The following is a 25,385-nucleotide window of genomic DNA, read 5'->3' as shown; positions in this document are numbered from 1 at the left end:
GTTGACATGAAACTAAAATCTTCCGAAGAGTTTATTGTCATTCTTTCTATATAACTGTTTGATGGACAGTATACGGAGAGCAGTACCGGATTTCGTGCGTCGCAGCTACGCGCTGAAGTTCATGCTGGCGCTGTTCGTTCTCGCCGCGACGGTCGGCGCGGTCGGCCTCGTCGGCACGAACGTGATGGCCGACGAGGTACAGGACCGGGTCCACGAGGACTCGAAGGAGATCGCTCAAAAGGAGGCCCAACAGGTGGCGATGCAGACTGACAACACCGGCCTGAAGGTCGACAGGATATCTTCCGAGATCACGCATCAGGAGGACGTCGGCGCGTACCTCGAAGCGCAGCACCGGCGGATCGAGGGCAACCACCACATCCACTACGTCGACGTCGACGACGGCACGGTCCTCTACAGCACGAACGAGGAGCTGACCGGACAGCCGATAAACGCCTCCGACGAGAACTGGGCACAGGAGTTCGGCGGCATGGGCGAGGGCGTCTACGAGAACAGGTCCGTCCACGGCGGCTACTACCTGGACATGTTCGCGTACGAGACGATCCCGATCGCCGACCGGACCGCCGACGGGACGAACGTCCTGCAGTACCAGCGGCTGGTCGACGACGGGGAGAACCGCGACAAGCTCGTCGTCGTGGGACAGAACATGAGCCAGCGGGCGGACCTGCTGAGCGACGACGACGGCCGCATCTCGTTCATCGTCTATCCGGGGGCCGAGGGGACGGAGCACGGGCAGGTCGTGCTCGGACCCGAGGGGACGACGCTGTACCGGTCGTACGGGAACGAGCGCGACTTCGCCACCGACGAGGTGACGACCGACCCCGAGGTGCACGACGTCGGCACTCCCGGCGAGGCACTCGCCGAAGTGGCCGGGTCGCAGTACGCCGACGAGGAGTACGTCGCCACGGCGGTGCGACTGGAGCCCGGATCGCCGTTCATCCTCGTCGTCCACACGCCGAAGAGCGAGGCGTACGGCTTCGTGCAGACGGTGAGCGACTACGGGACCTACGTCACTCTCGGCGGCGTGTTCCTGATCGTTTTCGTCGGCGGCGTCATCGGCCGGAACACCTCAAGGTCGATCGACCGGCTCCGGGACAGGGCCGAGCGCATGGAGGACGGCGACCTGGACGTCGACCTCGAGAGCGACCGGATCGACAGCATCGGCCGGCTGTACGACTCGTTCGACGGCATGCGGACCTCTCTGAAAGAGCAGATCCGCAGCGCCGAAGAGGCCCGCAACGAGGCCCAGATGGCCCGCGAGCGGACCGAGCGCATCAACTCGCACCTGCAGTCGAAGGCCGACGACTACCGCGAAGTGATGCGCGAGTGCGCCGAGGGCGACCTGGGCGCGCGGATGGACCCCGAGAGCGAGAACGAGGCGATGCGCGACATCGCGGAGGAGTTCAACGCGATGGTCGAGGCGATAGAGCGGACGACGGCGCGGGCGAAGGCGTTCGCCGGCGACGTCGCTGCCGCCTCCGAGCAGGTGACCGCCTCCAGCGAGGAGGTCCGGAACGCGAGCGAGCAGGTCGCAAGCTCCACCCAGGAGATCTCCGACGGCGCCGAGGAGCAAAGCGAGAGCCTCCGGGTCGTCAACGAGGAGATGGAGAACCTCTCGACGACGACCGAGGAGATCGCGGCGACCTCGAACGAGGTGGCCGACATCGCGGAGCGCACCGCCAGAACCGGTCAGCAGGGTCGCGAAGCGGCGCGGGCCGCGGTCGACCGCATGGCCCAGATCGAGGACGACTCCGCGGACGCGATCGCCGCTATCGAGGAACTGGAGGGGCAGATGCAGGAGGTCGACGAGCTCATCGACCTCATCACCGACATCGCCAAGGAGACGAACATGCTGGCGCTCAACGCCAACATCGAGGCCTCCCGCGGTGAGGGCGCCGGCGACGCCGGCGGCGGCTTCGGCGTCGTCGCCGAGCAGGTGAAGGAACTCTCCGCGGAGACGAAGGAGGCCGCGGAGGACATCGAGGAGCTCCTCGAACAGATCCAGGACCAGACCCACGCCACCGCGGGCGAGGTCCAGCAGACCGCCGACCGCATCGCCGAGAACCGCGACGCGGTCGAGAACGCGGCCGACGCCCTCGCGGAGATCGCCGACTACGCGGCGGAGACCAACTCCGGCGTTCAGGAGATCTCCGCGACGACCGAGGAGCAGGCCGCCTCCACGCAGGAGGTCGTGACCATGGTCGACGAGGTGGCGACGATCAGTCAGGAGACCACGTCGGAAGCCGAGAACGTCGCCGCCGCGGCCGAGGAACAGACCACCGCGCTGAGCGAGGTGACCCACAGCGCGAGCGACCTCGCCGAGCGGGCGGCCGAGCTCTCCGAGGCGCTCGACCGGTTCGAGACCACCGCGAACGTCGACGCCGGTGACGCGTCGCACCCGGACGGTGAGGTCATCGACGAACTGTCCGACGGGTCGGACGGCGGGGCGGCCGACGCCCGGTCCGAGGAGTCGTCCGACGGAGCGGTCGACGAGTTCACCTTCGGCGAGCAGTAGACGAGGGCGGCGGTTTCGTAGCCCCCCGGTCGGTCGCTCCGTCTCACGTATCGGTTCGTGCGGACCGCGCCCGCGGCGACGGGCGTGCTAACCGTTATCTCACCGGCGGTGCGCTGATACCCCCGCGTACCGTGACCACGCCCATGTCGACCAGGGTCGCCGAACTGACCACGGACGGCGAGTGGGACGCGGCCGTCCCGCTCCTGCGACAGCTCTGGAGCCACGAGACCGAGGCGTTCGTCCGGTCGTGGCGCGAGGAGGACGACTATCGACTGTTCGGTCTGTTCGAAGCGGGAGAGGGCGCTACCGCCGACTCGATATCTCGGGACGAGGGCGACCTCGTCGCGGTGGTCGGCGTCTCCGTCCAGCGCGTACTCCACCACGCGCGTCACGCCTGGATCCACGACCTCGTCGTCGACGAACCCCGCCGCGGCGAGGGGTACGGCGCGGAACTGCTCGACTTCGTCGAGGAGTGGGCCGCCGAGCGGGACTGCGAGTACGTCGCGCTGGCGAGTCGAGCGGGCAACGACGCGGCGCTGTCGTTCTACGAGGACGAGGGGATGGAGCGCTGGGGATACGTCGTGGAGACGGAGCTCTGACTACTCGATCGTCGTCCCCGGCCGCCCGCCCGAGAGGAACTCCGGGAGGCCGTCGAGGTCGAACACCGAGGCGGGCCGGTCCAGCGCGAGCAGCTCGCGTACCTTGCCGGCCATGCCGCCGCTGACGTCCGTCGCCGCGCTCCCGCCGAGCGCGTCCGCGACGTCGCAGAAGGAGTCGATCCGGGGGACCACGTCGCCGTCGGCGTCCAGCACGCCCGGTACCGTCGAGCAGACGCCGACCCGATCCGCGTTCAGGTCCTCGGCGACGCGCGTCACGATCTCGTCGCCGGAGAGCACGGTGGCGCCCTCGCCCTCGTGGGCGATCACGTCGCCGTGGAGGACCGGGACGAACCCCTCGGCGACCATGGTCGCGACCTGTTCGGTCGGTAGCGTGAGCCGCGCCGCCTCGTCACGGGACGCCGCCGAGAGCGGATGGACCGGCACGGCGGGCACGTCGCGTTCGCGCAGTCGGGAGACGACGAAGCCGTTGAGCGTCGTCATCGCGCCGTGGATGGCGAGCACGCCGTCGGCGTCTCTGGTCCCCGCGGTCGTCGACACGCCGTGTTCCTCTGCGTGGTGGTGGCCGAAGCTCCCGCCGCCGTGGACGACGACGAGGTCGTCGCCGGCGGCCGCGACGGCGTCGGCCGCGCGGTCGAGCGCCGCACCGTCCAGCGTCTCCGGGCGGTCCTTCTCCGTGACGACGCTGCCGCCGAGCTTGAGGACGTTCATCGCGACTCCACCCGGACGCCGTCCGTGGCCAGTTCCGCGCGGAACGCCTCCTCGCAGCCGGGCGTGAACTTCAGCGCGGTCTCGGTCTCCTCGGTCTCGTCCAGCGCGACGATGCAGCCGCCGCCGCCCGCACCGGTGAGCTTGGCCCCGTGCGCGCCGGCGTCGCGGGCCGCCCAGACCATTGCGTCCAGCGACCGCGAGGAGACGCCGAGCGCCTCCAGCAGGCCGTGGTTGAAGTTCAGCAGGTCGCCGAGCTCGGCGAGCCACTCGTCGCCCTCCTCGCCCTCGGCGGCGTCCGCGAGGATCTGCTCGCCTCGCCGGACGACATCGCCGATCGCCTCGACGGTGTCGGCGGCGAAGCCGTACTCCTCGCGGAGGCCGCGCACGCCGGCGACGAGCTTCCCGGTGTCGCCCGCGCCGCCGTCGAAGCCGATGACGAACGGGAGGTCCGGCGCGTCGATGCTCCGGCAGTCGTCGCCCTCGACGCGCACGGCCCCGCCCATCGCGGAGCAGAAGGTGTCGGCGCGCGAGGCCTGCCCCTCCTGCACCTCGTACTCGGCGCGGAAGGCGCGGTCCGCGAGGTCCTCGGTCGACAGTTCGACGCCGAGTTCCCGCGTCGCCGCGTCGATGCCGGCCACCGTGACGGCGGCCGAGGAGCCGAGCCCCGCGCCCAGCGGGATGTCGCTCTCGATGGTGACCTCGAAGCCGGCGTCGGGGGCGTCCGCGGCGTCGCGGGCCTGCTCGACGGCGGCGTCGACGTAGCCCATCGCCGCCTCGACCAGGGTCTCGGAGACGTCCACGTCCGGGCGGCCGCCGGCGTCGCCGCTGTACTCGACGGTGAAGCCGTCGAGCGAGAGGTCCTCGGCGTGGACCCGGAGTTTGCTGTCCGCTCGTTCCTCCACGGTGACCCGCGCCCGGCGCTCGATCGCGCAGGGGACCGCGGGCTCGCCGTAGACGACGGCGTGCTCCCCGAAGAGGTACACCTTCCCGGGGGCGCTCGAAACGGTCATACCGGTGCCTGCGCGCCGAGGTGCTTAGGGGTTTTCGGACCGCTCCGCGACGCGCATCGTCATCGCCTGTTCGGGGTGGACCGTCAGCGACGGGAGCAGGGTCAGCGGCGTCTCCCCGGTGAACTCCAGGCGGTACTCGCCGGCCACCGTGGCGAGGATGATCTGGGCCTCCAGCATCGCGAGGTGCTTGCCGATGCAGTGGCGCGGGCCGCCGCCGAAGGGGAAGTACGCGAACCGCGGACGCTCTTTCGCGCGCTCCGGGCGCCACCGCTCGGGGTCGAACGTCTCGGGGTCGTCCCAGAACCGTTCGGAGCGGTGCAGCCCCCACTGCGGGAGCATGATCGAGGTGCCCGCTTCGACGTCGTACCCGGACAGGGTCACGTCCTCGGTCGGCTCCCGGAAGATCGTGTAGACGGGCGGGTAGAGCCGCATCGCCTCCTTGATCGCCCACTCGACGTACTCGAACTCCGCGACGTGTTCGGCGCCGGGGCGGTCGTCGCCGACGACGGCGTCTATCTCCTCGTGGACGCGGCGCTCCGCCTCGGGGTGCTCCGACAGCAGAAACCACGTGTACGTCAGCGTCAACGCCGTCGTGTCGTGACCCGCCAGGAGCATCGTCATCATCTCGTCTCTGAGCCGGTCAGGGGGCTGCTCCCCGCGGTCGCGGGCCCGCAGGAGGATCGACAGGAAGTCCGTCGGGCCGTCCTCGTCGCCGACGGAGCCCTCGCGGGCGTCGATGATGCCGTCGATCACCTCCTCCAGCTTGGAGAGCGCTCGCTCGTACTCGGCGTCGCCCGGCATCGGGGCCCACTCCGGCGCGGCGAACCGGATCGGGTCGGGTTCGAACCGCCGGCCGAGCGGTTCGAGCTGCGCCTGGATCGTCCGGACGCGCTCCTCCGGCAACCGCACGCCCATCATCAGGTCGAGGATGACGTCCAGCGTCACCCGCGTCATCGCGTCCTCGACGTCGATCACGTCGCCCGGGCTCCAGTCGGCGACCCGGTCCTCGGCGTGGTCGGTGATCCGGTCGGCCATCCCCGACAGCCGCCGCATGGAGAACGCCGGCTGCGCGAGGTCGCGCTGGTGCTCCCACGTCTCGCCCTCGGAGAGCAGGAGTCCCTCGCCCAGCAGGTCGCCGAGCGCGTCGCCCTGAAAGTCGGGCTTGCGGAAGCGGTCGGACTCAGAGACGAGCACCCGCTCGACCGTCTCCAGCGCGCAGACGACGTACGTGTCCATCGGCCCCATGTCGAACCGCGAGACGTCGCCGTAGGCCTCCTCCAGGGCCGAGATGAACGTGAACGGGTCGCGGGCGTACCGCCGACTGTCGCCGAACAGCGGTTCCCCCTTCGGACCGGGCGGTGTGTCTGCCATCGACAGTGATTAGGACTCGACTCGCATGAAAGACGGGGGCGATACGCACTGCGGCGGACGGCGTCCTTTGGGCCGAGAGTTACCCGACTCGCCGACGTACGACGACCGATGAGCGACGACACCCACCGAGCCCGCCACGTGGGAGCACAGTTGATGACGGTCGCCGGCGCGATACTCGTCGGATACGCCCTCTTCTCGATCGTGCGGACGGTAAACGGCGTCCGCTACGAGGTCGGCGTCGACTCGCTCGCCCCGGAGGCCGACCCGGACCCGGCGATGATGGACTACGTCGACCACCTCCACCTCGCGCTCGACGGCTTCACGCTGGCGACCGGGGTCGCCGTCGTCTGTCTCTCGTGGTACGGCGTTCGCCGGGGCTATCCGTGGGCGTGGGCGAGCGCCGTCGCGACGACGGCGACCGCGTTCGTGGTGTCGATCCCGCCGCACTTCGGGGCCGCGTTCGGCTACGACCACCTGGTCCACCTCGGGCCGATGTACGTCGCCGTCGCCGCGTTCGCCGTCGGCGCCGCCGTCTCGGGGTGGGCGCTGCACTGGGACGCACGGACGCCGGCGGACGACCGCGTCGAAGAGTAGCGCGGTCGCCGGCACACGACCGCGTCGAAAAGTAGCGCGGTCCGATCCCCCTCGGAAATCCGTCGCTATCGGGCGAATCGCCGAGTCGAGAAAACTGAAACTGCCGTTCCCGAAAAATCAGACCATGCTCTCGAAGTCGTCGAGAGAGTAGGCCGGCTCCGCGCCGCGGCGGTCGAGCGTCTCGTTGGCCAGCAGCCAGTACACGACGGAGAGGGCCTTGCGACCCTTGTTGTTCGTGGGGACCACGAGGTCGACGTTGCCGAGGCTGTTGTTGGAGTCACACATCGCGATGACCGGGATGCCGACCGTGATGGCCTCCTTGACGGCCTGGGCGTCGCCGATGGGGTCGGTGACGACCAGCACGTCCGGCTCGATGTAGCCGTCGTACTTGGGGTTCGTCAGCGTCCCCGGGATGAAGCGCCCGGTGCGGGCGCGAGCGCCCACAGCCTCCGCGAACTTCTCGGCCGGGAACCGGCCGTACTGGCGCGAGGAGGTGACGAGGATCTGCTCGGGGTCGTAGTTCGACAGGAAGTCCGCGGCGGTGCGGATCCGGCTGTCGGTCTTCGAGACGTCCAGCACGTACAGCCCGTCGGTCCGGACGCGGTGGATGTACCGCTCCATGTCCTGGGTCTTCTGCTGGGTCCCGATGTGGACGCCCGCCCCGAGGTAGTCCTCCACGGGGATGAGCAGGTCGGCCTCCTCGTCGGACATGACGTCCTCGTCGAGGGCACCCTCTTGTTCGTCCTCGGTCGCCTCCGCGGCGTCCTCGGCGGTCGCTTCCTCGGCGGGCTCGGCGTCGGTGTCGGCCGCCGGGCCGGCCCCTTCGGCCGGCTCGGGGTCGACCTCTTCTTCGGCGGCGTCGAGCCCTTCCTGATCTGTGTCGTTGTCTGCCATAGTTACAGTGCGTCGTCCGCGATGCGGATGAGTTCGTTCAGCTTTGCGGTTCGCTCGCCCCCGACCGTGCCCGTCTTGATGAACGGGGCGTCGGTCGCCACGGCGAGGTGTGCGATGGTCGCGTCCTCCGTCTCGCCGCTGCGGTGCGAGACGACCGAGTCGTAGCCGTGCTCGCCCGCCAGCTCGATGGCGTCGAACGCGTCTGTCAGCGTGCCGATCTGGTTGGGCTTGATGAGGATGCTGTTGCCGGCGCCCTCCTCGATGCCCGTCTGCAGGCGCTCCGTGTTCGTGACGAACAGGTCGTCGCCGCAGACGAGCGTCCGGTCGCCGACCCTGTCGGTCAGCTCGGCGAAGCCCTCGTAGTCGTCCTCGTCGAGGGGGTCCTCGACGTAGACGAGGTCGTACTCGTCGACGAGGTCCGCGACGTAGTCGATCTGCTCGTCGGTGTCGCGGACGCGGTCGCCGTACACGTAGCCGTCCTCGTCGGCGTCGTACAGCTCGGCGCCGGCCATGTCGAGGCCGAAGCCGATCTCGAAGCCGAACTCGTCGGCGACGGTGTCGACGGCCTCGTCCATGATCTCGAACGCCTCCGCGTCGTCGATCGACGGGGCCCACGCGCCCTCGTCGCCCTTGCCGGCGGGGACGCCGCGCTCGTCGAGGATCTCGGCGACCTCCTGGTGGACGGCCGCGTTGGCGAACACCGCGTCGGAGACGCTCGGCGCGCCGACCGGCGCGGCGAGGAACTCCTGGATGTGGGTGGCGTCCGCGGCGTGCTCGCCGCCGCCGATGACGTTGCCCAGCGGCGTCGGGAAGTTCTCCCCGCGGAACGTGCCGCCGAGGTGCTGGTAGGTGGGTGCGCCGAGCACGTCGGCGCCCGCCTTCGCGGCGGCCATGCTGATCGCGACGGCGCTGTTCGCGCCGATCTCGGAGAAGTCGTCGGTGCCGTCCGCGCCGCGCAGAGCGGCGTCGACGTCGCGCTGGTTGCCCGCGTACACCTGCCCCTCCAGTCGAGGGACGGCGAGCTCGCGGGCCTTCGCGATCGCCTCCTGCGGCGGTAGCTCGATCGCCTCGTACTCGCCGGTGCTCGCCCCGGACGGGGCCGCCGCGCGGCCGAAGCCGCCGCTCTCGGTGAGCACGTCGGCCTCGACGGTCGGGTTCCCGCGGGAGTCGAGCACGCGGCGCAGGCGAACGCTGGTGATGAGCGTCATTGCATATCCCTGTTCACGGTGAACGGAAGGACGCCCTCGTCGTACTCCTCGGCTGCGATCAGGATCGGCTCCGTCTGGTCGGTGTCGATGAGCACGGGCGCGCCGTACGACACCTGCAGCGCTCGTGCGCCGAGGATTCGGGCCTTCTCGTACCGGCTGAAGCGTTCGTGTTGAGCCATTACTGGTACGGGGAGACGATGTCGACGAGGTCCTTGTGCGAGACGATCATCCGGCGACAGCAGTGACGCTCCACGCCGAGCTCGTCGAGGACCGCCTCGGGGTCCTCGTCGCCCTCGCGTGCGCGCGCCTTGAACTCTTCCCAGTGTTCACCCACGACGTTGCCGCACGTGAAACACCGGACAGGTACCATCATGCTATCACCTTAACGGTAGGACTTCTGGTAGCGGGCCCGCGCGCCGGGGCCGCCCCACTTCTTGGGCTCGGACTGCCGGACGTCGTTGACCAGCAGGGAGCGGTCGAACTCCATGAACGCGTCGCGGAGTTCGGCGTCGCTCAGGTGCTGGACGACGCCGCGGGCGATCGCGGTGCGGACGGCGTCCGCCTGCCCGCTCATGCCGCCGCCCTCGACGCGGACGTCGATATCGACCTGCTCGCGCTCGTCGCCGGCGATGCGGAACGGCTCCAGCATCTTCAGGCGCGCGAGTTCCGGTTCGACCAGCTCTACCGGCTGGGAGTTGATACGGACCTTGCCGTCGCCGTCGCGCACGGTGGCGCGGGCGATGGCGGTCTTCTTCTTGCCGCTCGTGTTGGTTACCATGTGACGTTAGCACCCAGTTGTTCGCTGACGTCGCCCAGGTGGACGAAGCGGATGTTCGACAGCCGATCCAGCGACGTGCCGTCGAGGATCTCCCCGTCGCGGTCGTGGGGGTTGCCCACGTAGACGCGGACGTTCTCGAACGCCTCGCGGCCGCGCGTCTTCTTGTAGGGGAGCATGCCGCGGATGGTCCGCTTGAAGATCTCGTCCGGTCGCTTCGGGTAGTAGGGCCCGCTGTCCGAACCCAGCTCCCGACGCTTCCGGTACTTCGACATGATGTTCTCTTCGTCGCCCGTGATGACGGCGTCCTCCGCGTTGATGACGGCGACGCGCTGCCCGTCGAGGGCTTCCTCTGCGACCTTGCTGGCCACGCGGCCGAGGATGCAGTCGCGCGCATCCACGACGACGTCGGCCTCGAACTCTGCGATGCTCATCGGATCACCCGCACGTTGCTACCTTCGGGGTTCTGTTCTATCGCCTGTTCCAGATCGATGGTCTCGCCGACCTGTTCGATCTTGGTCTCCGCGGTCGACGAGAAGTCGACGGCGGCGACGGTGACGCTCTTCTGGAGTGCGCCGCTCCCGAGAACCTTGCCCGGGACGATGACCGTCTCGTCCTCCTGGGCGTACCGTTCGATGCGGCCGAGGTTGACCTCGGCGTGCGTTCGGCGTGGTTTCTCGAGGCGGGCCGCGACGTCCTTCCAGACGTTCGCGTCCGCATCCCGCGCCACCGATTTCAGCTCGGCGACAAGACTGCTCAGCCTCGGATTTGTCTTACTCATAACGTACCTCCTGATGGAAGAAGTGATGCAGGGAGCAGGATTTGAACCTGCGGACTCCTACGAGACAGCGCCCTGAACGCTGCGCCGTTGGCCTAACTTGGCTATCCCTGCACGTCGCACCCTTGCGGGCATTGATGTCTTTCTCGTGGCCCTTCAAACCAGTTTCGGTTGCCGATCGGAAGACGGCACCGCGGCTCTCGCCGGAGCGAGCCGCCGTCAGGGAACTGGTGTGAAGGTTCATCTGTACTCTATAGCTGGACTGCTTCGCGGAGTTCCGCCGCTCGGTCCTCGATCGTGTCGACCGACCGGGTGACGAGGTCCTCGACCGTGAACGAGCCGTCGGTCTCGACGTGGAACACGAACGCGTTCGGCACGTCGTGGACCTCGACCTCCTTGCCGGGGTAGCGCTTCGAGAGGTCGTTGTCGAACTCCTCGGTCAGCACGAGGTCGCCGTTGGTCGCGTCGGCGTCCGCGTGCTCCGCCGCGCGCTCTTCGAGGACGCCGCGAAGGATGTGCGGCTCCTGCTCCTCGAACTCGTCGGCGTCGCCGACGACCTCGACGTACTGGAGGTGTCGGTAGCCGACCGCCACGCCGCCCTGGTGTTTGGCGTGGTTCTTGCCGGTGTCGAGCACCGCTTCGGCCTCCAGTTCGAGCCGCTGGTCGTCCTTGAGGTCGATGATGGGGACGTTGTCGTCGGCGGGCTCGACTTGCGGGTCGGCGCTGACGATGTCGCCCGAGTAGGCCGTGTTCGGTCCCTCGACGTCGATGCTGAGGGTGACCTGGTCGCCTTCCTCGAACTCGCCTTCCGGCGTGGTCAGCGGCACCATCCCGAGCCGGTGAGCGATCTGCTCGTCGAACATGACCGACGAGTTCTCGATCACCCGGACGGTGTCGACGGAGAGCGTCGGCACGTCGGCGATCATCGCCCGGCGGATGCCGTTGGCGAACGCCGGCGTGACGCCCCGGACGAGGAACCGGGCGGAGCGGTCCTCGCGTTCGATGAACTCAACGTCGTAGTCCTCTGCCATGGGTTAGAATCCGCCCTTTCCTTTGGGAGCGCGCGACCCGTCGTGCGGGATCGGCGTGACGTCCTCGATGCGGCCGATCTCCAGACCGGCGCGGGCGAGCGCTCGGATCGTCGCCTGCGCGCCCGGGCCGGGGCTCTTCTGGAGGTTGCCGCCGGGGCCGCGGACGCGGACGTGGACGCCTTCCACGCCGGCCGCGAGCACTTCCTCGGCGACGGTCTCGGCCATCTGCATCGCCGCGTACGGCGACGCCTCGTCGCGGTTCTGCTTGACGACCGCGCCGCCGGACGACTTGGCGACCGTCTCCGCGCCCGTCAGGTCGGTGACGGTGATGATGGTGTTGTTGAACGATGCGTGCACGTGGGCGATGCCCCACTTGCCGTCTTCTGATTCGCTCATGTTATTGTTCCTCCGCGCGTTCGGGGTGGAGTTCGTCCGCGAGCGGACTCGTCTCGTCGAAGGCGATGTCCGGCTCCTCGTCCACGTCGACCTTGTACGACGGTCGCGTGACGCGGCCGTCGCCGACCACGACGTGGCCGTGGACGATGAACTGTCGCGCCTGCTCGGGCGTGTTCGCCAGGCCCTTGCGGTAGACGACGGTCTGGAGGCGACGCTCCAGCACGTCGTTGATCTCGAGCGACAGGATGTCGTCGAGGCCGTCCTCCTCGTCGAGGACGCCGATGCGCTTCAGGCGGGCGAGGAACTCGTCGCCGCGCTTCGCGGCGGCCTCGGCGTCGCCCTGCGCGCGACCGAGCAGCGCACGCGCCTCGCGGCGGTAGGAACGCAGTTCGGACTGAGCGCGCCAGAGCTCCTCCTTGTTCTTGAGGCCGTAGCGGCCGACCAGGTCGTGCTCCGAGGCGATGCGCTCGCCCTGGAACGGGTGATTCGGCGTCTCGTAGGCCTTCGTTTTGCTTCCGAGGGGCATTATTCCTCACCACCCTCTTCGGCGGCCGCTTCCTCGGCCTCTTCCTCACGGATCTCCTCGACGTTCACGCCGATGGTCCCCTCGGTACGACCGGTGGACTTCGTGCGCTGGCCGCGGACCTTCTGTCCGCGGTTGTGGCGAACGCCCTTGTAGGAGCTGATCATCTTCATGCGGTTGATGTCCTGCCGGCGCGTCATCGAGAGGTCGTTGCCGGTCTCGTGAGTGGACTCGCCGGAGAAGAAGTCGTTCCGGCGGTTGGTGAGCCACTCGGGAACCGCGTCCGCGTAGTTCTCGACTTGCTCGACCACGCGGTCGATCTCGTCGTCGTCGAGGCGGCCGAACGTCGCCTTGCGGTTGACGTCGGCCTCCTCGGCGATGATGCGGGCCGTTCGTCGCCCGATGCCGTTCATCTCGATGAGGGATCGCTCTACGGTCTTCGTCCCATCGAGGTCCGTTTGCCCGATGCGGACGAAGTACCGAAGATCCTCATCGTCTTCGGGTTCGTCCTGTGGTTCTTCTGCACTCATAGCTGGTATCGTTGTCGGGGTCGAAGCGTCGAAAACGCTTCGATGGTTTCGGGGGCAAGCCCCTCGCGAACCGGAAGTCCGGTTCGGAAACGACGTCGTGGCGGGGATTTGAACCCCGGAGGCTTGACGCCACAGAGTTAGCAACCCTGCGCCTTGGGCCAGGCTAGGCTACCACGACTCGCGTATCTATCTTCGCCCTTCCGGACTCGGGGTACCGCACCCCTACAGCGTATTGCATCCAATTCTACTCCGCGGAGGGTACTTAAGCGTCACGAAAGTATCGGCCCCAGTGACTGCGCGGCAAACCGAGAGGCGGGGAGCGACCGGCGGTCGCGCCCGCTACGCGCCGATGTACTCGTCGTTGACGACCCAGTCGCCGTCATCGTCTTTGACCATGTACTCGCCGTAGTAGGGCACGCGGTTCTCGACGGTCTCCCGGAACGCCTCGCGGATCTCGGGCTTGGTCATCTCGCCCATCGAGCGGAGGTCGTCGTTGCGGTTGAGACACCCCTTGAGGTATCCTTCGTGCGTGACTCGCACGCGGTGGCAGTTCGCGCAGAAGTCCGCGTTCTCGACGGGGTCGACGATCTCGACCATGCCGCGGCCGGCGTTTCGCCCCCCGTCGGTCGCCGCGGCCTCGCCGGCCCCCGCCTCGCCGGCGTCGGCGTCGCCCTCGACCCAGTAGCGGCGGCGGCCGTGCATCTCGCGGCGCTCTATCTCGGCGGCCTGCTCCGCCAGCCAGTCGTGGACGCGCTGGATGTCGATGTTCCACTCGGGCCGACCGGTGAGTTCGGGCATGTACTCGATGAGCTGGAGCTGGAGGCCGTCGTTCTCGGCGACGTGCTCGACCATCTCCGGCACGTAGCCGGCGGTGTGCTCGAACACGACCATGTTGAGCTTCACGGGGTCGAGGCCGGCGTCGAGCGCGGCGTCGACGCCCTCCAGCACCTTCTCGTACGCGCCGCTTTTGGTCACCTCGGCGAAGTCGTCCGGGTCGAGCGCGTCCTGCGAGACGTTGACGCGTTCGAGGCCCGCGTCCACCAGGTCCTCGGCGCGGCCGGGCAGGAAGGTGCCGTTGGTCGTCATCGACACCTCCATCTCGTCGGGCGTGCGGCGGATGATCTCCTCTAGGTCCTGCCGGAGCATCGGCTCGCCGCCGGTGAACTTCACGGAGTCGACGTCGAACTCGGCGGCGACCTCCAGAAAGCGGACGACGTCGTCGGCGGTCATCTCGTCGTCCTGCGGGTCCATCGGGCCGCGGGTGTCCCCCAGCCCCTCGTTGTGGCAGTAGACGCAGTCGAAGTTGCACCGGTCGGTCAACGACACGCGGACGCCCGTCACTTCCCGACCGAACCCGTCCTCGAGCATGCATCAGAGTCGTGACTACGAGTTATTAAATCCGCCGTCCGTCTCGCGCTTTCGTAACCGGTACCGGTTACGGAATCGGGCGCGACGACGCACGACAGGGCTTATTACCAGCGGGGGAGTGACTCTCACGCATGTCCGATCCCCGCGAGGCGGACGCTCCGAGGGACGCCTTCCAAGTGCTCGGCAGCGAGACTCGCCTGCGCGTGCTGCGAGCGCTAGTCGACGGCGACGGGTGACCGACGAGACGCTCCCTTCTCGGAACTCCACGAGGCGACCGACGAGGAGATATCGGCGGGAATATGTTATAAGAATATATTTTAGCCGGAGGCTCGGCGGCGTCGCGGTGCGGCCGCGACCGGCCGGTCTCGCCGAGCGCTCACATCACGAGCGGGCCGATCATCGCTGCTAAGAACACCGCGACGAGCAGCGTCACCAGCAGGCCCGACCACCGTGGGTTCGTGTCGTCGGTCCCCGGGGATCCGGTGATACCGATCGCGTACGCGAGGCCGGCGACGGCGATCAGGAGCACGATGACGCTGGCGATATCGTAGATGACCCCTACCATACGCTACCGTCGAACGCCGAGCCAGTAAAGCGTGACGCGGCGTGTCACGGGCTGAAACCTACCATTTCGGAGGAACAAGCAGGGATCGGAGCCGCGGTCACCGGTCGAGCGTCCGCGCCGTCGTCTCGGCGACGCGCGGGAACGAGAGCGCCGCCACGACGCCGACGAGAACGGCGACAGCGAGCGAGACGGGCGGGGTTTCGACTGCGGTCGCGACCGCCACGCCGCCGTACGCCGCGACGCCCAGCGTGAAGTTGTAGTAGACGACTCGCAGGGCGACGAGCGACGGAGTTAGTGCGACCCAGCCGAGCGTACTCGTCGCGAGCGGCGGTATCCAGCCGCCGCGGACGGCCGTACCGGCGAGCGTCAGCGCGAGTATCGCGGCGAGCAGCGCGGTCCGCGGTCCGTAGACGTCCAGACCGCCGGCCAGCATGACGAAGAGGAGGACCGGGAGACTACCGAGGAAGACGTCGGCCGACAGTCGCAGCGTGTCGTGGATGAATCGGCCGGTCTCGTCGAGTTCGGTCCGTGCTAACTGTCCGTGTCCGTACCACGTCCGCCGCTTTCGCGAGTACGCCGGCCGCGTCTCGCGCCCGGGCGGACGCTCAGGGCGGTCGCGGTGGCCCATACCGACAAGTATCGCATCAGAGGAATTAGTACTTCTGACCCGATAGAGGGCGCGAAAAACCGGGTAGCGGCAGTCAGTCGTCGCTCGTCTCGCCGCTCCCGTCCGCGGCGGTCGCGCGGCGCTCCTCGGCCAGTTGGCGCTCGTAGCGGCGCCGCATGACGTTGCCGTACATCGACAGCACGAGGCCGATGAACAGCACGAGGATGCCGACGTTGATGCCGATCGTGAGCAGCAGGTTCGTCGGGCCGCCGCCCACGGCGAGTTCCCGCGGGATCGGGTACGTCTCGTCGAAGATGCTGCCGACCAGCACGCTGACGATGCCGACGACCACCAGCAGGCCGAGCAGGTTCGCGGCCCAGTTCCACGTCGGGGAGAGTTCGAGGTTCTCGATCCCCGTCGTGTCGTGGTCCTCGTCCTCGGCGTGGTACTCCGGCGTGACGTCCTTCGGCAGGAACGCCTTCATCTCGACCGGGTAGAAGGCGGGGTGCGCGCCGTGCTCGAAGATGTGGAACATCACGCCCATCAGCATGACGATCCCCAGAAAGCCGTGGAACGCGACGAACGCCATCGCGGAGGCCTTCGTCGTGAAGAGGCTGATGACGCCGGTCTTGCTCCAGATGAGCAGCCCCGTGATCATCAAGAGCGTCAGCTCCACCGCGAAGATCCAGACGACCCCCTTGCCGACGTAGGACAGCAGGGGCACCTCGTCGGCCTTGTATCCGGCGAACTGGCGGGCGTTGGGGTGGCGCTCGTCGGCGTAGCCCAGCGCGAACTTCACGTCCTGGATCGCCGCCTCGATGTCGTCCCGACCGGGCAGGACGGCGCCGAAGTTGTCCCGCCCGCCGGGTGTGATGATCAGCAGCGTCATCCAGAACACGGTCAGCGTGATCAGGCCGAGGCCCGCGATCCGGTGGACGGCGATCACCCCCATGGACCCGCCCAGCGCCTCGACCAGCCACCAGAGCTCGTCGTTGAACATGATGGCGTAGCCGCTGAAAAACAGCATGAACACGTCGAGCGCCAGCAGCGAGTGAAAGACGGTGGTGACCCGCGTGAACTTGCCGTGGTCGAGGCTGGTCATCCGGCCTCACCTCCGCTATCGGCGTCGGTCGCTCCGCCGTCGGATCCGGTCGACCGCGGTCCGGCGTCGGCAGACGACGCCTGACCACCGTCCGCGGCGACCGCGTCCGAGCGGCGCTCCCCGGGCTGGCGCATCTGCGCGGCGAGCCGTCGGAACGCCGTCCAGTGGAGGAACACCATCACCAGGATCCCGACGCCCGCGATGACGTCGACCGCGTGGATGAGCGCGATCAGCGCGTCGAGCGCCGGGTCGGTGTTGCCCGCGTTCCAGTCCGAACCGATGCCGCCACCCTCGATCGTCGGCTGGACGCGGTACAGGTTCTCCGTGAACACGGCGAACCCCTGCGCCCACCAGTAGGCGAGCCCCGTCACGACCAGCCCGACGACGGCGCTGATGAGGACGGCGAGTCGGTCGGTGAGCTTGCTGTCGGGGTCCGTATAGTGGCTCTGTCGCTCCCGGGACTCTTCCGGCGTCTCGCGTACCGGCTCGCGCTCGTCGTACGGATCGTCGGTCGCGACTCGCTCATCGTCGGGCGGGCGGTCGGCGTCCTCGTCCCGGCCGTTCCGGTCGTCGCCCGCGCCGCTCATCGGTCGAACACCCTGGCGTCTTCCTCGCCGAAGATGATCTCCAGGGCCGCCTCGTTGAAGAACGAGGCCTCGCCGCGGCGGTCCAGTTCCTCCGAGATCTGGTCGGCCGTCCCGACGAGGATGGCGTCGGTGGCGCACTCCTCGGCGCAGGCCGGCCCCTTCCCCGTCTCGAGCTGGCGCTCCTCGCACATGGTGCACTTGTCCATGACGCCGCCGTTCCCTGCGATCTGCGCGCCGCCGTCGTCGGACTCGGGGAACTGCGGCGCGCCGAACGGACACCCCGAGAGGCAGTACTGGCAGCCGATACAGAGGTCGTCGCGCACCTCGACGAACTCGTTGTCCGGGTTCTTGAACAGCGAGTCGGTGGGACAGACGGAGACGCAGGGCGCGTTGTCGCAGTGGTAACACTGCATCGGGATGCTCGTCTCGCCCGGGTCCTGCCCCTCGCTCATCGCCGTCCCGCTGTTGGGGTTGTTCTCGGGCGGCTGTGCCATCTGCCCCTCCAGCATCGTCGAGATCGAGATCCGCTGGTCGTCGCGGGGCACGTCCCACGTGCGCTTGCACGCGACGTAGCAGCCGCCGCAGTCGATACAGGCCTCCACGTCCGGGAAGATACGCGTCCCTTCGCCGGTGCTGAAGACGCTCTGTCGCATCACCTCGCGGTCCTGGGATTCTTGGTTAGATGACATTGTCAGTGGCTATCCGACGGGCGGTCCCGGACGTCGTACGTCTTCTGCTGGCCGAGGCCGCTCTCGTCCTGCGGGAACCCCTCGTTGAGCAGGTGGGTGTCCATGTTCAGTTCGTTCAGCAGGTCCTCCGTCGCCTGGTTCACCTTCACCAGCGCGGGTTTCGTCTCCTGCATCTGGGTCTCCGAGTCGTACCCCGGCGCGGTGATGATGTTGACGCTGTCGCCGATCGCGAGCGGTTCGAGGCCGTCGGGGTAGCGGTCGGAGAGGTCCTTCCCCTTGAACACGCCGCCCCAGTGGTACGGCAGGAACACCTCCCGTTGGTCCACGCGGTAGGTGACGCGCGCTTTCACGAGGACGGACCCCCGGTTGGTGGTGGAGACGACGACGAGGTCGCCGCCGTCGACGCCGATCTCCTCGGCGACGTCAGGGTGTATCTCCGCGTACATGTGCGGCTGGAGGTCGGCGGTGAAGACGTTGTTCCGCGTCTCCGCGCCGCCGCCCTGGTGCTCGACCTGCCGCCCCGTCGTCATCACGAGGTCGAACCCCTGCTCGTGGGCCCGCTGGGTCGCGTCCTGCTGGACGGCCTGGTTGTTCTGGTCGAGGCGGTAGAGGTTCGTCTGCGCGCCGAACGCGGGCCACTCGTCGATCAGGTCCTGGCGCGGGCTCTCGACCGGTTCGCGGTGGATCGGCACCGGGTCGTAGAAGTTCCACGCCACGCCCCGCGCCCGGCCGCGCCCGGTCGGCGGGTCGGGCTGGGAGTTGGTGTACTGCTCGTACTCGGACGGGTCGATGTTGCCGAGGAAGATGTCCTGGAAGTCCCGCGCCGCCTCGTACGCCGACCGGTCGGGGTTCAACGCGTACCGGACCGGCCCCGCCATGTGGCTGGAGTTCGTGGGGTCGCGCGGGATCGTGTTCGCGAATCCGGGATACTGCGGGACGCCCCGGACCTCGCTGTCCCACCACTCGGGTTCGTACGGGCCGCGGAGCATGTCCAGCCCGTCGTCGCCCTGCTGGTCGTACGTCTCCTGCAGCGGGTACTCCTCGTTCGGATAGCCCCGTTGACCGCGGATGTCCTCCCACTCGTCGGGGCCCGGCGCCTCCGAACCCCACCGGGCGCGGAAGTCGTGACCGCCCTCGCGCGGGTCCATCCGATCCCGCCAGATGATCGGGGTCCCGGGGTGGTCGGGGACGTCGCCCTCGGGGTTCTCGCCCCAGCAGGGCCACGGCAGCTGCCAGTACTCGCCCTCGTGCGGCCCGGCCTTCGCCTCCAGGTCCTCCTCGCTGAACACCTCGTCGTACTCCTGCTGGGACTGCAGGCGCTCGGGCGACATCTGGTACCCGATGGTGCGCACGCCGAGGTTGATCTCCCTGAGTACCTCCTCGTAGGACTCCGTGCCGTTGTACAGTTCCGGTCCCGCCCCCCAGTTGAAGTGCTCGCCGAAGCCCATGCGGTCGGCGAGCTGCTGGATGATCTGGAGGTCCGGCCGGGTGTTGTGTCCCGGCGGTCGGATCGGCTCCTTCCACTGGACGGAGCGGTGGGAGTTGGTGACGCTGCCGGCATGCTCGTACGGGCTGGCGCAGGGCAGGAAGATGACGCCGTCGTCGCGCTCGGCCATCACGGAGGCCACCGACGGGAACATGTCGACGACGACGAGCGTGTCGAGTTCCTCCATCGCCTGCTTCATCCGGTCCATCTCGGTCAGCGAGTTGGCCGAGTGCCCCCAGAACACGGCCATCTTCGTCTTCTCGGGCTGGTAGAGCTTCGACTCCAGCAGCCGGTCCTCCTGGTCCAGCGCGGACTCGTACCACCGCGAGACGGTGAGCCCGCTCTGGAACATCATCGAGGTGACGTCCTCCTGGTTCTCGGGGTCGCCGATGATCGAGTCGCCCCCGCCGGCCTGCTCCTCCCAGAGGTCCTCCGGCATGTGGTCGAACTTCTCGTACATGTCCTCGTAGGAGATCTCGCCGTCGGTGTACGGGCTCTGGGACCAGACGTGCGCCCAGTACCGCCACGTCGACGCGTCGGTGACCGAGTAGTACCCCGGCAGGATGTGGGCGTTCGGGCCGAGGTCGGTCGTCCCCTGGATGTTCGCGTGCCCGCGCATCACCTGCAGGCCCCCGCCTGCGCGGCCGATACCGCCGGTCGCCAGCGCGGTGATGGCGTGTGAGCGGATGTTCTGCGTGCCGTTGGTGTGCTGGGTACCGCCCATCGCCCACTCGATCTGGACGTTGGGCATGTTGTCGATGATGAGGTCGCCGATCTCCTGGATCGCCTCCTCGCTGAGCCAAGTGATGTCGGAGACGGTTTCGAGGTCGTAGTTGTCCACCTCGGCCTCGACGTCGGGCCACCCGTTGACGCGCTGTTCGATGTGGTTCATGTCGAGCGCGTCGTTGTCGAGGAGGTACTTGATCAGCCCCAGCATCAGCGCCGTGTCGGTCCCCGACCGCAGTCGGTAGAACTGGTCGGCGTGCGCCGCGGTCTTTGTGAACCGCGGTTCGACGACGATCATCGTCCCCCCGCGCTTCTGGCCTTCCAGGATGTGCTGCATCGCGATGGGGTGGGCCTCCGCCGGGTTCTGCCCGATGATGATGTCCAGGTCGTAGTTGCGGTAGTCGTTGATCGTGTTGGTCATCGCCCCGTAGCCCCACGTGTTCGCGAGGCCGGCGACGGTCGGGGAGTGACAGATGCGGGCTTGGTGGTCGACGTTGTTCGTCCCCATAAAGGAGATGAGCTTCCGGAGCGCGTACGCCTCCTCGTTGGAGTGGTGCGCGCTGCCGAGCCAGTAGATGCTGTCCCGGCCGTACTCGTTCCAGATCCGCTCGATCTCCTCGGTGATCGTGTTGTACGCTTGCTCCCAGGTGATCTTTCGCCACTCGCCGTCGACCCGCTGTAGCGGGTGTTTGACGCGCTTGGGCGAGTGCTCCGTCTCGTAGATGCTCGCGCCCTTCGCGCAGAGCGAGCCGTTGTTGATGGGGTTCTCGAACCAGGGCTCCTGCCCGACGAAGGCGTTCCCCTTGCGCTCGCCCTTGAACCCGCAGCCGACGGCACAGTAGTTGCAGACGGAGTTCACCGTCTCGGTGTTCCCGAGCGCGCCGTCGGGCGTCTCTCCCTCGTCGCCGCCGTCCTCTTCCTCCTGCCCGAGGACCTGGCCCGTCGTCGCGCCCCCGATCGCGACGGCGCCCGCCAGCGCGCTCGCCTTCATGAACGAGCGCCTGTCGAGGTCCAGCGTTACCGGTTCGCCGCTCACCGGCCGACACTCCGTTCGGTCGCCGTACCGATCGTCTTGGTATCTGTGCGCATGACGTAAGATGATCCACGGGAAACGCAAAGAGTGTTAGTCAAGAGTCCAACTAACCGACGTTATAACACGGTTATTTTCCCCGATAAGCGTGATAAAGAGCACATATATTCAAAAATCTAAATTCTTAGTTATCGATCGCGGACGTTGATTCCCGATGAGATACCTGTCCCTGTGCCGAACAGTGCTAACACACTTCCCTCGCCGCGCCCTACCATGGTGGGCAATGAATACGGGGGCCTTCGTCTGTTCCTGCGGTGACTCGTGTCGCGTGGACCTGGAAGGTGCACGCGAGGGGGTAAAGGGCGTCGACGTCGCGGCGAGTTCGAGCCGGCTCTGCGGCGACGACGGCCTGCGGAAAGTGGCGCACGTGATAGACGAGTACGACCTCGACGAGCTGCTCGTCACGGCCGTCGACGACGGCTGCAAGGAGCGGTTCCGCCGGCTCGCGGAGGAGGAGGGACTCCACCCCGAGGCGGTCGCGTTCGTCGACCACCGCGAAGGCGCGGGATGGGTTCACGACGAGGCGGCCGCGACCGAGAAGACCAGCCGGATGCTGAACGCCAGGTACGCCGGCCGGCAGGAGGAACCGATCTCCCGGAGCGTGTCACGGGAGGCCGGCGACCGGGTCGCCGTCGTCGGCGACGCGGAGACGGCGAGCGCGCTGGCCGGGGACGCCGACGTGACGCTGATCGCCAACGGCGGGGAGTACGCCGGCGCGGACGTCGACCTCGACGACGTGAACGTCGAGCGGGGGCGCGTCACGCACGTCGGCGGCGAGTACGGCGGGTTCGAGCTCACCCTGGAAGCGCGCGTCACCGAGGACTGCATCTCCTGCATGGAGTGCGTCCGCGAGGGGCCGGACGGGCTCGTCTCCCGCAAACCCGTCGACATCGCGCCGGAGGCGCCCGACGGCGAGTGGACGGACTGCTGTCCGACGGACGCCATCGAGATGGGCGGCGTCGAGCGGACCGTCGAGGCCGACCAGGTGATCTATCCGGCCGCCCGATCGAAGGACCGTGGCGGCCGCATCGGCTTCTACACGGGGCCGGTCGACGCCGGCACGGTCGCCGCCGTCGAGCGCCTGCTCGGCGGCGTGGAGAAGCCCGATCACCTCGACATCGACATGGACGTCTGCGCGTCGGGCGCGTCGAGCCAGCGCGGGTGCAACGAGTGCGTCGAGGCGTGCCCCCACGGCGCGGTCGCGCGCCCGCGGATCGACGAGGTCGAGTTCGATCCGGTGGCCTGTCAGGACTGCGGCGCGTGCACGAGTTCGTGTCCGACCGGCGCGGTCAAGCTGCGGGACCCCTCGAACGAGCGCATCGCCCGCGAGGTGGAGACGCTGGTCGAGGCCCCCGACACCGGGGGGCTGCTCGGCGGCGGCGACCCCATCGGCGAGCAGGTGGTCGCGTTCGTCTGCTCGGAGTCCGCCGAGGAGGCGCTCAGGGAGTACGGCCGCCTCTCGGCCGCCGGCCGGGACCTGGAGTATCCGCCGGTCCTCCCGGTGCGCGTGAACTGCACGGACACGGTCGGCGAGGCGCACGCGCTGCACGCGCTGGCAGCGGGCGCTGACGGCGTCGCGGTCGTCGGCTGCGGCGGGAGCTGCCTGCATTCGGGGCCGGACCCGAAGGCCGAACTCGTCGAGCGGGTCAACGCCGCCTGCCGGGACCTCGGCCTCGGCGAGCGGATGACGTTCCTCGCGCCCGACCCGACCGACCCCGACGAGTTCGTCGACTCGCTGTCGTCGTTCGTCGACGGGGTCGGCGAGTCGCCGGTGCCGGCGGGCGGCTACGAGGCGTCGGGCGACGTCGACGACGGGCGGGCGACGCCCCCGTTCGACAACCACTCGTGGGCGCTCGAGAGCGTGCGGGCGATCCTCGACCACGTCGACCCCGAGCGCGACGTGATCCGCGGCCTGAAGAACTTCGGCCGGATGGAGGTCTCTGACGACGCCTGCGCGCTGACGCCGACCTGCACGAACCTCTGTCCGACCGACGCCATCCGGCGGGAGGGCAGCGACCTGCAGTTCGACCACGAGCGCTGCGTGAACTGCGGCCTCTGCGAGGACGGCTGTCCCGAGTCGGCGATCACGATGCGCGACGGCCTCGACCTCTCGTTGCTGCCCGAGAACCGCGACGGCCTCGTCGACCTCGACCCCGGCTGGACCACCGTCTACGAGGGCGAGATGCTCGCCTGTGTCCGCTGCGGCCGGGAGTTCACCAGCGTCGAGTCGGCCGAGAAGGTGGAGTCCGAGGTCGGCGACCAGGTGGCGGGCCTCGCGCCGAACGCCGAGCATAGCGTGTTCGAGTACTGCAACGACTGCCGACCCAAGCTGCTGTTCGACGGCGCCTGACCATGGACACAGACGCACTCTACGACGCACGGATCGAGCTGCTCGACTTCGCGATCGACGCCCTCGGCGACGTTCCCTCGGAGGCGTTCATCGCCGACCTCGCCGAGGAGGTGACCGTCCCCGACGACGAGGTCAACCCCGCGCTCGACGAGGGGTTCGACGCGCTGGAACGGTTCGCGGAGCGGACCGCGGACCGCCCGGCCGACGCCCTGCGGGAGGACCTCGCGGGCGAGTACACCCGCCTGTTCGTCGGGCCGCGCCCCCTCGTCGTCCCCCACGAGACCCACTACCGGGACGACACGAAGTTCGTGGGCGAGGGGCTCGCGGAGGTCGAGGAGAGCTACGCCGCCGTCGGGTGGGAGCCGCCGGAGGACTACCCGGAGGAGAACGACTTCGTCGCGGTCGAACTGGGCTTCCTCCGGAACCTCGTCCGGCGACAGCGCAACGGCGAGGTCGAGGCGTTCGGTTACGAGCGGGTGTTCCTCGACGAGCACCTCCTCAGGTGGATCGACGACTTCGCCGCGGACGTGCGCGAGGAGACCGACGAGGACCTCTATCTCGCCGCCGCCGGCATCGCCGAGGGCCTCGTCGCGTTCGAGGACGAACTCGCGGCGCAGATGGTCTCCTGATACGGTCGGTCGCAAGGCCGTGCCGAATTTCGACGCCGAAAGCTCGCGCGAGGACCCGGCGAAGTACGCCTACGCTCACGGCGGCAAGGACGGTACGCCCTAGCCCGTCGACCGCGAGACGAAACAGGAGTCGCTGAAGCGGCTGGCGGAACTGGAGTGACTAGTCGGCGACCTCGAACGAATCGCCGCCACACTCGGGACACTCGTCGCCGTCGACTGGGCGGAGCGACGCCGATTCGAAGCCGAGAACGACGAACCCGCAGTTCAGACACCTGATGTTCGTCGGCATCGGCGCGGTCAGTCGCCGTTGAGCGAGACGCCGCCGTCGCCGGTCACGGTCACCTCGTACCCGCAGTAGCTGAACGTGACGGACGCCGTCCCGGGCGAATCGAGGAGCCGTTCCAGCGCGTCGGGGTCGACGGCGCGCGTGAGCGGCGGCAGTTCCGTCGGATCGGTCCCCCGGTCGGCAGCGATACTCTGGAGAACGGAGTAGACGTAGTTGTCGTTAGTCCCCCGCTGCAGTGCAGGCATAGTACGGCCGCAGGCAAGTTGCGGTCCGACATAATATTTTCCGAATCAGTGCCGGTTACACGAGGAAAATGTGGCCGTCACTGCGCAAATCTTCAATCGAGTGAGTGCGCGATCGCGCAGTGCTGTCGGCCGCCTTTCGTCTTCGCGCCGTCGGATCACTCCCGGGCTTCGTCGACGCCGAAGTTGTCGAACGGCTGGACGCGGGCGTTCTTGACGAAGCGCTCGTCCCGGATCTCGAGGCCGAGGTCCTCCAGCCCGGCCGCGATCCGGGTGAGGTCGTCGGTCGTGTCGCTGACGGCCTCCACGAGGATGTTCTCGGTTCCCGAGAGGATCTCCGTCACGCCGACGACGCCCTCGACGTCCAGAACGCGGTCGGCGAGGTCGCCCCGCTCCGCGACGCGTGCGGTGCAGACGAAGACGACGCGAAGCTGGAATCCCGCCCGTTCGTAGTCGATGTGCGGGTGGTACCCCCGGATCACGCCGGCCGCTTCGAGGCGGTCGATGCGGTTCCGGACGGTGTTCGGTGCGACGCCCACCTCGTCGGCGATGACCGATGCGGAGTTGTTTCTGGCGTCGAGCTGGAGCATGTGCAGGATACCGCGGTCGACGTCGTCGAGGTCTGGCGGCTCCATGGTACCCGTCGTTCGGCGCCGAGACGAATGGGCCTTTACCGTCCTGTCACGC

The 25,385-nt window shown here is 68.2% G+C and carries 29 protein-coding genes and 2 tRNA genes; 5 read left to right on the top strand and 26 right to left on the bottom strand.

Annotation, left to right across the window (positions count from 1 at the left end; genetic code table 11):
- Positions 1–94: 94 nt before the first annotated feature.
- Entirely contained in the window at positions 95–2,533 is a 2,439-nt protein-coding gene (locus D8670_RS16370; RefSeq protein ID WP_162994328.1) for a methyl-accepting chemotaxis protein, read from the top strand.
- A 143-nt stretch (positions 2,534–2,676) separates the two neighbouring features.
- Positions 2,677–3,132: a GNAT family N-acetyltransferase gene (locus tag D8670_RS16365; protein ID WP_121819185.1), complete on the top strand. Its 456-nt coding sequence runs from the start codon at positions 2,677–2,679 to the stop codon at positions 3,130–3,132.
- On the opposite strand, the gene D8670_RS16360 is transcribed toward D8670_RS16365, so the two are convergent.
- Genes D8670_RS16360 through D8670_RS16350 form a run of 3 tightly spaced genes read right to left on the bottom strand, consistent with a single transcriptional unit; the run spans position 3,133 to position 6,242 of the window.
- The gene (locus D8670_RS16360) at positions 3,133–3,861 is read right to left on the bottom strand and encodes an isopentenyl phosphate kinase (RefSeq protein ID WP_121819184.1); all 729 of its coding nucleotides are present in this window, start codon (positions 3,859–3,861) and stop codon (positions 3,133–3,135) included.
- Positions 3,858–4,871, bottom strand: coding sequence for a mevalonate kinase (gene mvk, locus D8670_RS16355; RefSeq protein ID WP_121819183.1), 1,014 nt, complete (start codon positions 4,869–4,871; stop codon positions 3,858–3,860). The genes D8670_RS16360 and mvk overlap by 4 nt, the downstream gene beginning before the upstream one ends.
- 24 nt (positions 4,872–4,895) lie before the next feature.
- The gene (locus tag D8670_RS16350; protein ID WP_121819182.1) at positions 4,896–6,242 is read right to left on the bottom strand and encodes a cytochrome P450; all 1,347 of its coding nucleotides are present in this window, start codon (positions 6,240–6,242) and stop codon (positions 4,896–4,898) included.
- A gap of 108 nt (positions 6,243–6,350) precedes the next feature.
- Here D8670_RS16350 and D8670_RS16345 point away from each other — a divergent pair, with 108 nt between their 5' ends.
- On the top strand, positions 6,351–6,836 hold the full coding sequence (locus D8670_RS16345; protein WP_121819181.1) for a hypothetical protein: 486 nt from the start codon (positions 6,351–6,353) through the stop codon (positions 6,834–6,836).
- A 117-nt stretch (positions 6,837–6,953) separates the two neighbouring features.
- Here the strand turns inward: D8670_RS16345 and rpsB are convergent, their stop codons facing one another.
- The 20 genes from rpsB to D8670_RS16245 form a co-directional block, all read right to left on the bottom strand.
- Complete coding sequence (gene rpsB / locus D8670_RS16340; RefSeq protein ID WP_121819180.1) at positions 6,954–7,730, bottom strand: 30S ribosomal protein S2; 777 nt, start codon at positions 7,728–7,730, stop codon at positions 6,954–6,956.
- Between the two features lie 2 nt (positions 7,731–7,732).
- Positions 7,733–8,938, bottom strand: a complete 1,206-nt coding sequence (gene eno / locus D8670_RS16335) for a phosphopyruvate hydratase (protein WP_121819179.1) — start codon at positions 8,936–8,938, stop codon at positions 7,733–7,735.
- Positions 8,935–9,117: a DNA-directed RNA polymerase subunit K gene (locus D8670_RS16330; RefSeq protein ID WP_121819178.1), complete on the bottom strand. Its 183-nt coding sequence runs from the start codon at positions 9,115–9,117 to the stop codon at positions 8,935–8,937. Before D8670_RS16330 ends, eno begins: the two co-directional genes overlap by 4 nt.
- The gene (locus D8670_RS16325; RefSeq protein ID WP_121819177.1) at positions 9,117–9,311 is read right to left on the bottom strand and encodes a DNA-directed RNA polymerase subunit N; all 195 of its coding nucleotides are present in this window, start codon (positions 9,309–9,311) and stop codon (positions 9,117–9,119) included. Before D8670_RS16325 ends, D8670_RS16330 begins: the two co-directional genes overlap by 1 nt.
- Before the next feature lie 9 nt (positions 9,312–9,320).
- Positions 9,321–9,716: a 30S ribosomal protein S9 gene (locus D8670_RS16320; protein WP_121819176.1), complete on the bottom strand. Its 396-nt coding sequence runs from the start codon at positions 9,714–9,716 to the stop codon at positions 9,321–9,323.
- Positions 9,710–10,147 carry a 50S ribosomal protein L13 gene (locus D8670_RS16315; protein WP_121819175.1) on the bottom strand — a complete coding sequence of 146 codons (438 nt, stop codon included), beginning with the start codon at positions 10,145–10,147 and terminating at the stop codon, positions 9,710–9,712. Before D8670_RS16315 ends, D8670_RS16320 begins: the two co-directional genes overlap by 7 nt.
- Positions 10,144–10,494: a 50S ribosomal protein L18e gene (locus D8670_RS16310; protein WP_121819174.1), complete on the bottom strand. Its 351-nt coding sequence runs from the start codon at positions 10,492–10,494 to the stop codon at positions 10,144–10,146. The genes D8670_RS16315 and D8670_RS16310 overlap by 4 nt, the downstream gene beginning before the upstream one ends.
- A gap of 26 nt (positions 10,495–10,520) precedes the next feature.
- Positions 10,521–10,605: transfer RNA gene (locus D8670_RS16305), tRNA-Leu, on the bottom strand.
- A 137-nt stretch (positions 10,606–10,742) separates the two neighbouring features.
- Positions 10,743–11,522 carry a DNA-directed RNA polymerase subunit D gene (locus tag D8670_RS16300; protein ID WP_121819173.1) on the bottom strand — a complete coding sequence of 260 codons (780 nt, stop codon included), beginning with the start codon at positions 11,520–11,522 and terminating at the stop codon, positions 10,743–10,745.
- A gap of 3 nt (positions 11,523–11,525) precedes the next feature.
- The gene (locus D8670_RS16295; RefSeq protein WP_121819172.1) at positions 11,526–11,918 is read right to left on the bottom strand and encodes a 30S ribosomal protein S11; all 393 of its coding nucleotides are present in this window, start codon (positions 11,916–11,918) and stop codon (positions 11,526–11,528) included.
- Position 11,919: 1 nt separating this feature from the next.
- Complete coding sequence (locus D8670_RS16290; protein WP_121819171.1) at positions 11,920–12,444, bottom strand: 30S ribosomal protein S4; 525 nt, start codon at positions 12,442–12,444, stop codon at positions 11,920–11,922.
- Positions 12,444–12,971 carry a 30S ribosomal protein S13 gene (locus D8670_RS16285; protein WP_121819170.1) on the bottom strand — a complete coding sequence of 176 codons (528 nt, stop codon included), beginning with the start codon at positions 12,969–12,971 and terminating at the stop codon, positions 12,444–12,446. Before D8670_RS16285 ends, D8670_RS16290 begins: the two co-directional genes overlap by 1 nt.
- A 93-nt stretch (positions 12,972–13,064) precedes the next feature.
- Positions 13,065–13,149 (bottom strand) — tRNA-Ser (locus D8670_RS16280).
- Positions 13,150–13,310: 161 nt separating this feature from the next.
- A complete protein-coding gene (gene moaA / locus D8670_RS16275; protein ID WP_121819169.1) occupies positions 13,311–14,339 on the bottom strand; it encodes a GTP 3',8-cyclase MoaA in 1,029 nt (342 codons plus the stop codon).
- Positions 14,340–14,715: 376 nt separating this feature from the next.
- Positions 14,716–14,904, bottom strand: coding sequence for a hypothetical protein (locus D8670_RS16270; protein WP_121819168.1), 189 nt, complete (start codon positions 14,902–14,904; stop codon positions 14,716–14,718).
- A gap of 97 nt (positions 14,905–15,001) precedes the next feature.
- Positions 15,002–15,532 (bottom strand): DUF8215 family protein, encoded by a 531-nt coding sequence (locus D8670_RS16265; protein WP_121819167.1) that lies wholly within the window; start codon positions 15,530–15,532, stop codon positions 15,002–15,004.
- Between the two features lie 73 nt (positions 15,533–15,605).
- Positions 15,606–16,613, bottom strand: a complete 1,008-nt coding sequence (locus tag D8670_RS16260) for a cytochrome b/b6 domain-containing protein (RefSeq protein ID WP_121819166.1) — start codon at positions 16,611–16,613, stop codon at positions 15,606–15,608.
- The gene (locus D8670_RS21555; protein WP_233752254.1) at positions 16,610–17,200 is read right to left on the bottom strand and encodes a hypothetical protein; all 591 of its coding nucleotides are present in this window, start codon (positions 17,198–17,200) and stop codon (positions 16,610–16,612) included. The genes D8670_RS16260 and D8670_RS21555 overlap by 4 nt, the downstream gene beginning before the upstream one ends.
- Positions 17,197–17,853: a 4Fe-4S dicluster domain-containing protein gene (locus D8670_RS16250; protein ID WP_233752253.1), complete on the bottom strand. Its 657-nt coding sequence runs from the start codon at positions 17,851–17,853 to the stop codon at positions 17,197–17,199. The genes D8670_RS21555 and D8670_RS16250 overlap by 4 nt, the downstream gene beginning before the upstream one ends.
- Positions 17,854–17,891: 38 nt before the next feature.
- Entirely contained in the window at positions 17,892–21,137 is a 3,246-nt protein-coding gene (locus D8670_RS16245) for a molybdopterin-dependent oxidoreductase (protein ID WP_121819164.1), read from the bottom strand.
- A gap of 277 nt (positions 21,138–21,414) precedes the next feature.
- Between D8670_RS16245 and D8670_RS16240 the strand changes: the two genes are divergently transcribed.
- Both D8670_RS16240 and D8670_RS16235 read left to right on the top strand, forming a co-directional pair.
- A complete protein-coding gene (locus D8670_RS16240; protein WP_121819163.1) occupies positions 21,415–23,541 on the top strand; it encodes a 4Fe-4S dicluster domain-containing protein in 2,127 nt (708 codons plus the stop codon).
- A 2-nt stretch (positions 23,542–23,543) separates the two neighbouring features.
- Positions 23,544–24,170 carry a TorD/DmsD family molecular chaperone gene (locus D8670_RS16235; protein WP_121819162.1) on the top strand — a complete coding sequence of 209 codons (627 nt, stop codon included), beginning with the start codon at positions 23,544–23,546 and terminating at the stop codon, positions 24,168–24,170.
- A 160-nt stretch (positions 24,171–24,330) separates the two neighbouring features.
- Here the strand turns inward: D8670_RS16235 and D8670_RS21675 are convergent, their stop codons facing one another.
- From D8670_RS21675 to D8670_RS16220, 3 genes are all read right to left on the bottom strand, one after another.
- Positions 24,331–24,459, bottom strand: coding sequence for a hypothetical protein (locus D8670_RS21675; protein ID WP_255459058.1), 129 nt, complete (start codon positions 24,457–24,459; stop codon positions 24,331–24,333).
- A gap of 8 nt (positions 24,460–24,467) precedes the next feature.
- The gene (locus D8670_RS16225) at positions 24,468–24,701 is read right to left on the bottom strand and encodes a DdfA family disk-determining factor (RefSeq protein WP_121819160.1); all 234 of its coding nucleotides are present in this window, start codon (positions 24,699–24,701) and stop codon (positions 24,468–24,470) included.
- A 155-nt stretch (positions 24,702–24,856) separates the two neighbouring features.
- On the bottom strand, positions 24,857–25,333 hold the full coding sequence (locus D8670_RS16220; RefSeq protein WP_121819159.1) for an Lrp/AsnC family transcriptional regulator: 477 nt from the start codon (positions 25,331–25,333) through the stop codon (positions 24,857–24,859).
- Between the last annotated feature and the right edge of the window lie 52 nt (positions 25,334–25,385).

This window comes from Halostella limicola (assembly GCF_003675875.1).
Lineage (GTDB): Archaea > Halobacteriota > Halobacteria > Halobacteriales > Natronoarchaeaceae > Halostella > Halostella limicola.
Note: the sequence above shows the minus strand (reverse complement) of the source record. Positions and strands in the feature narration are given on the sequence as shown.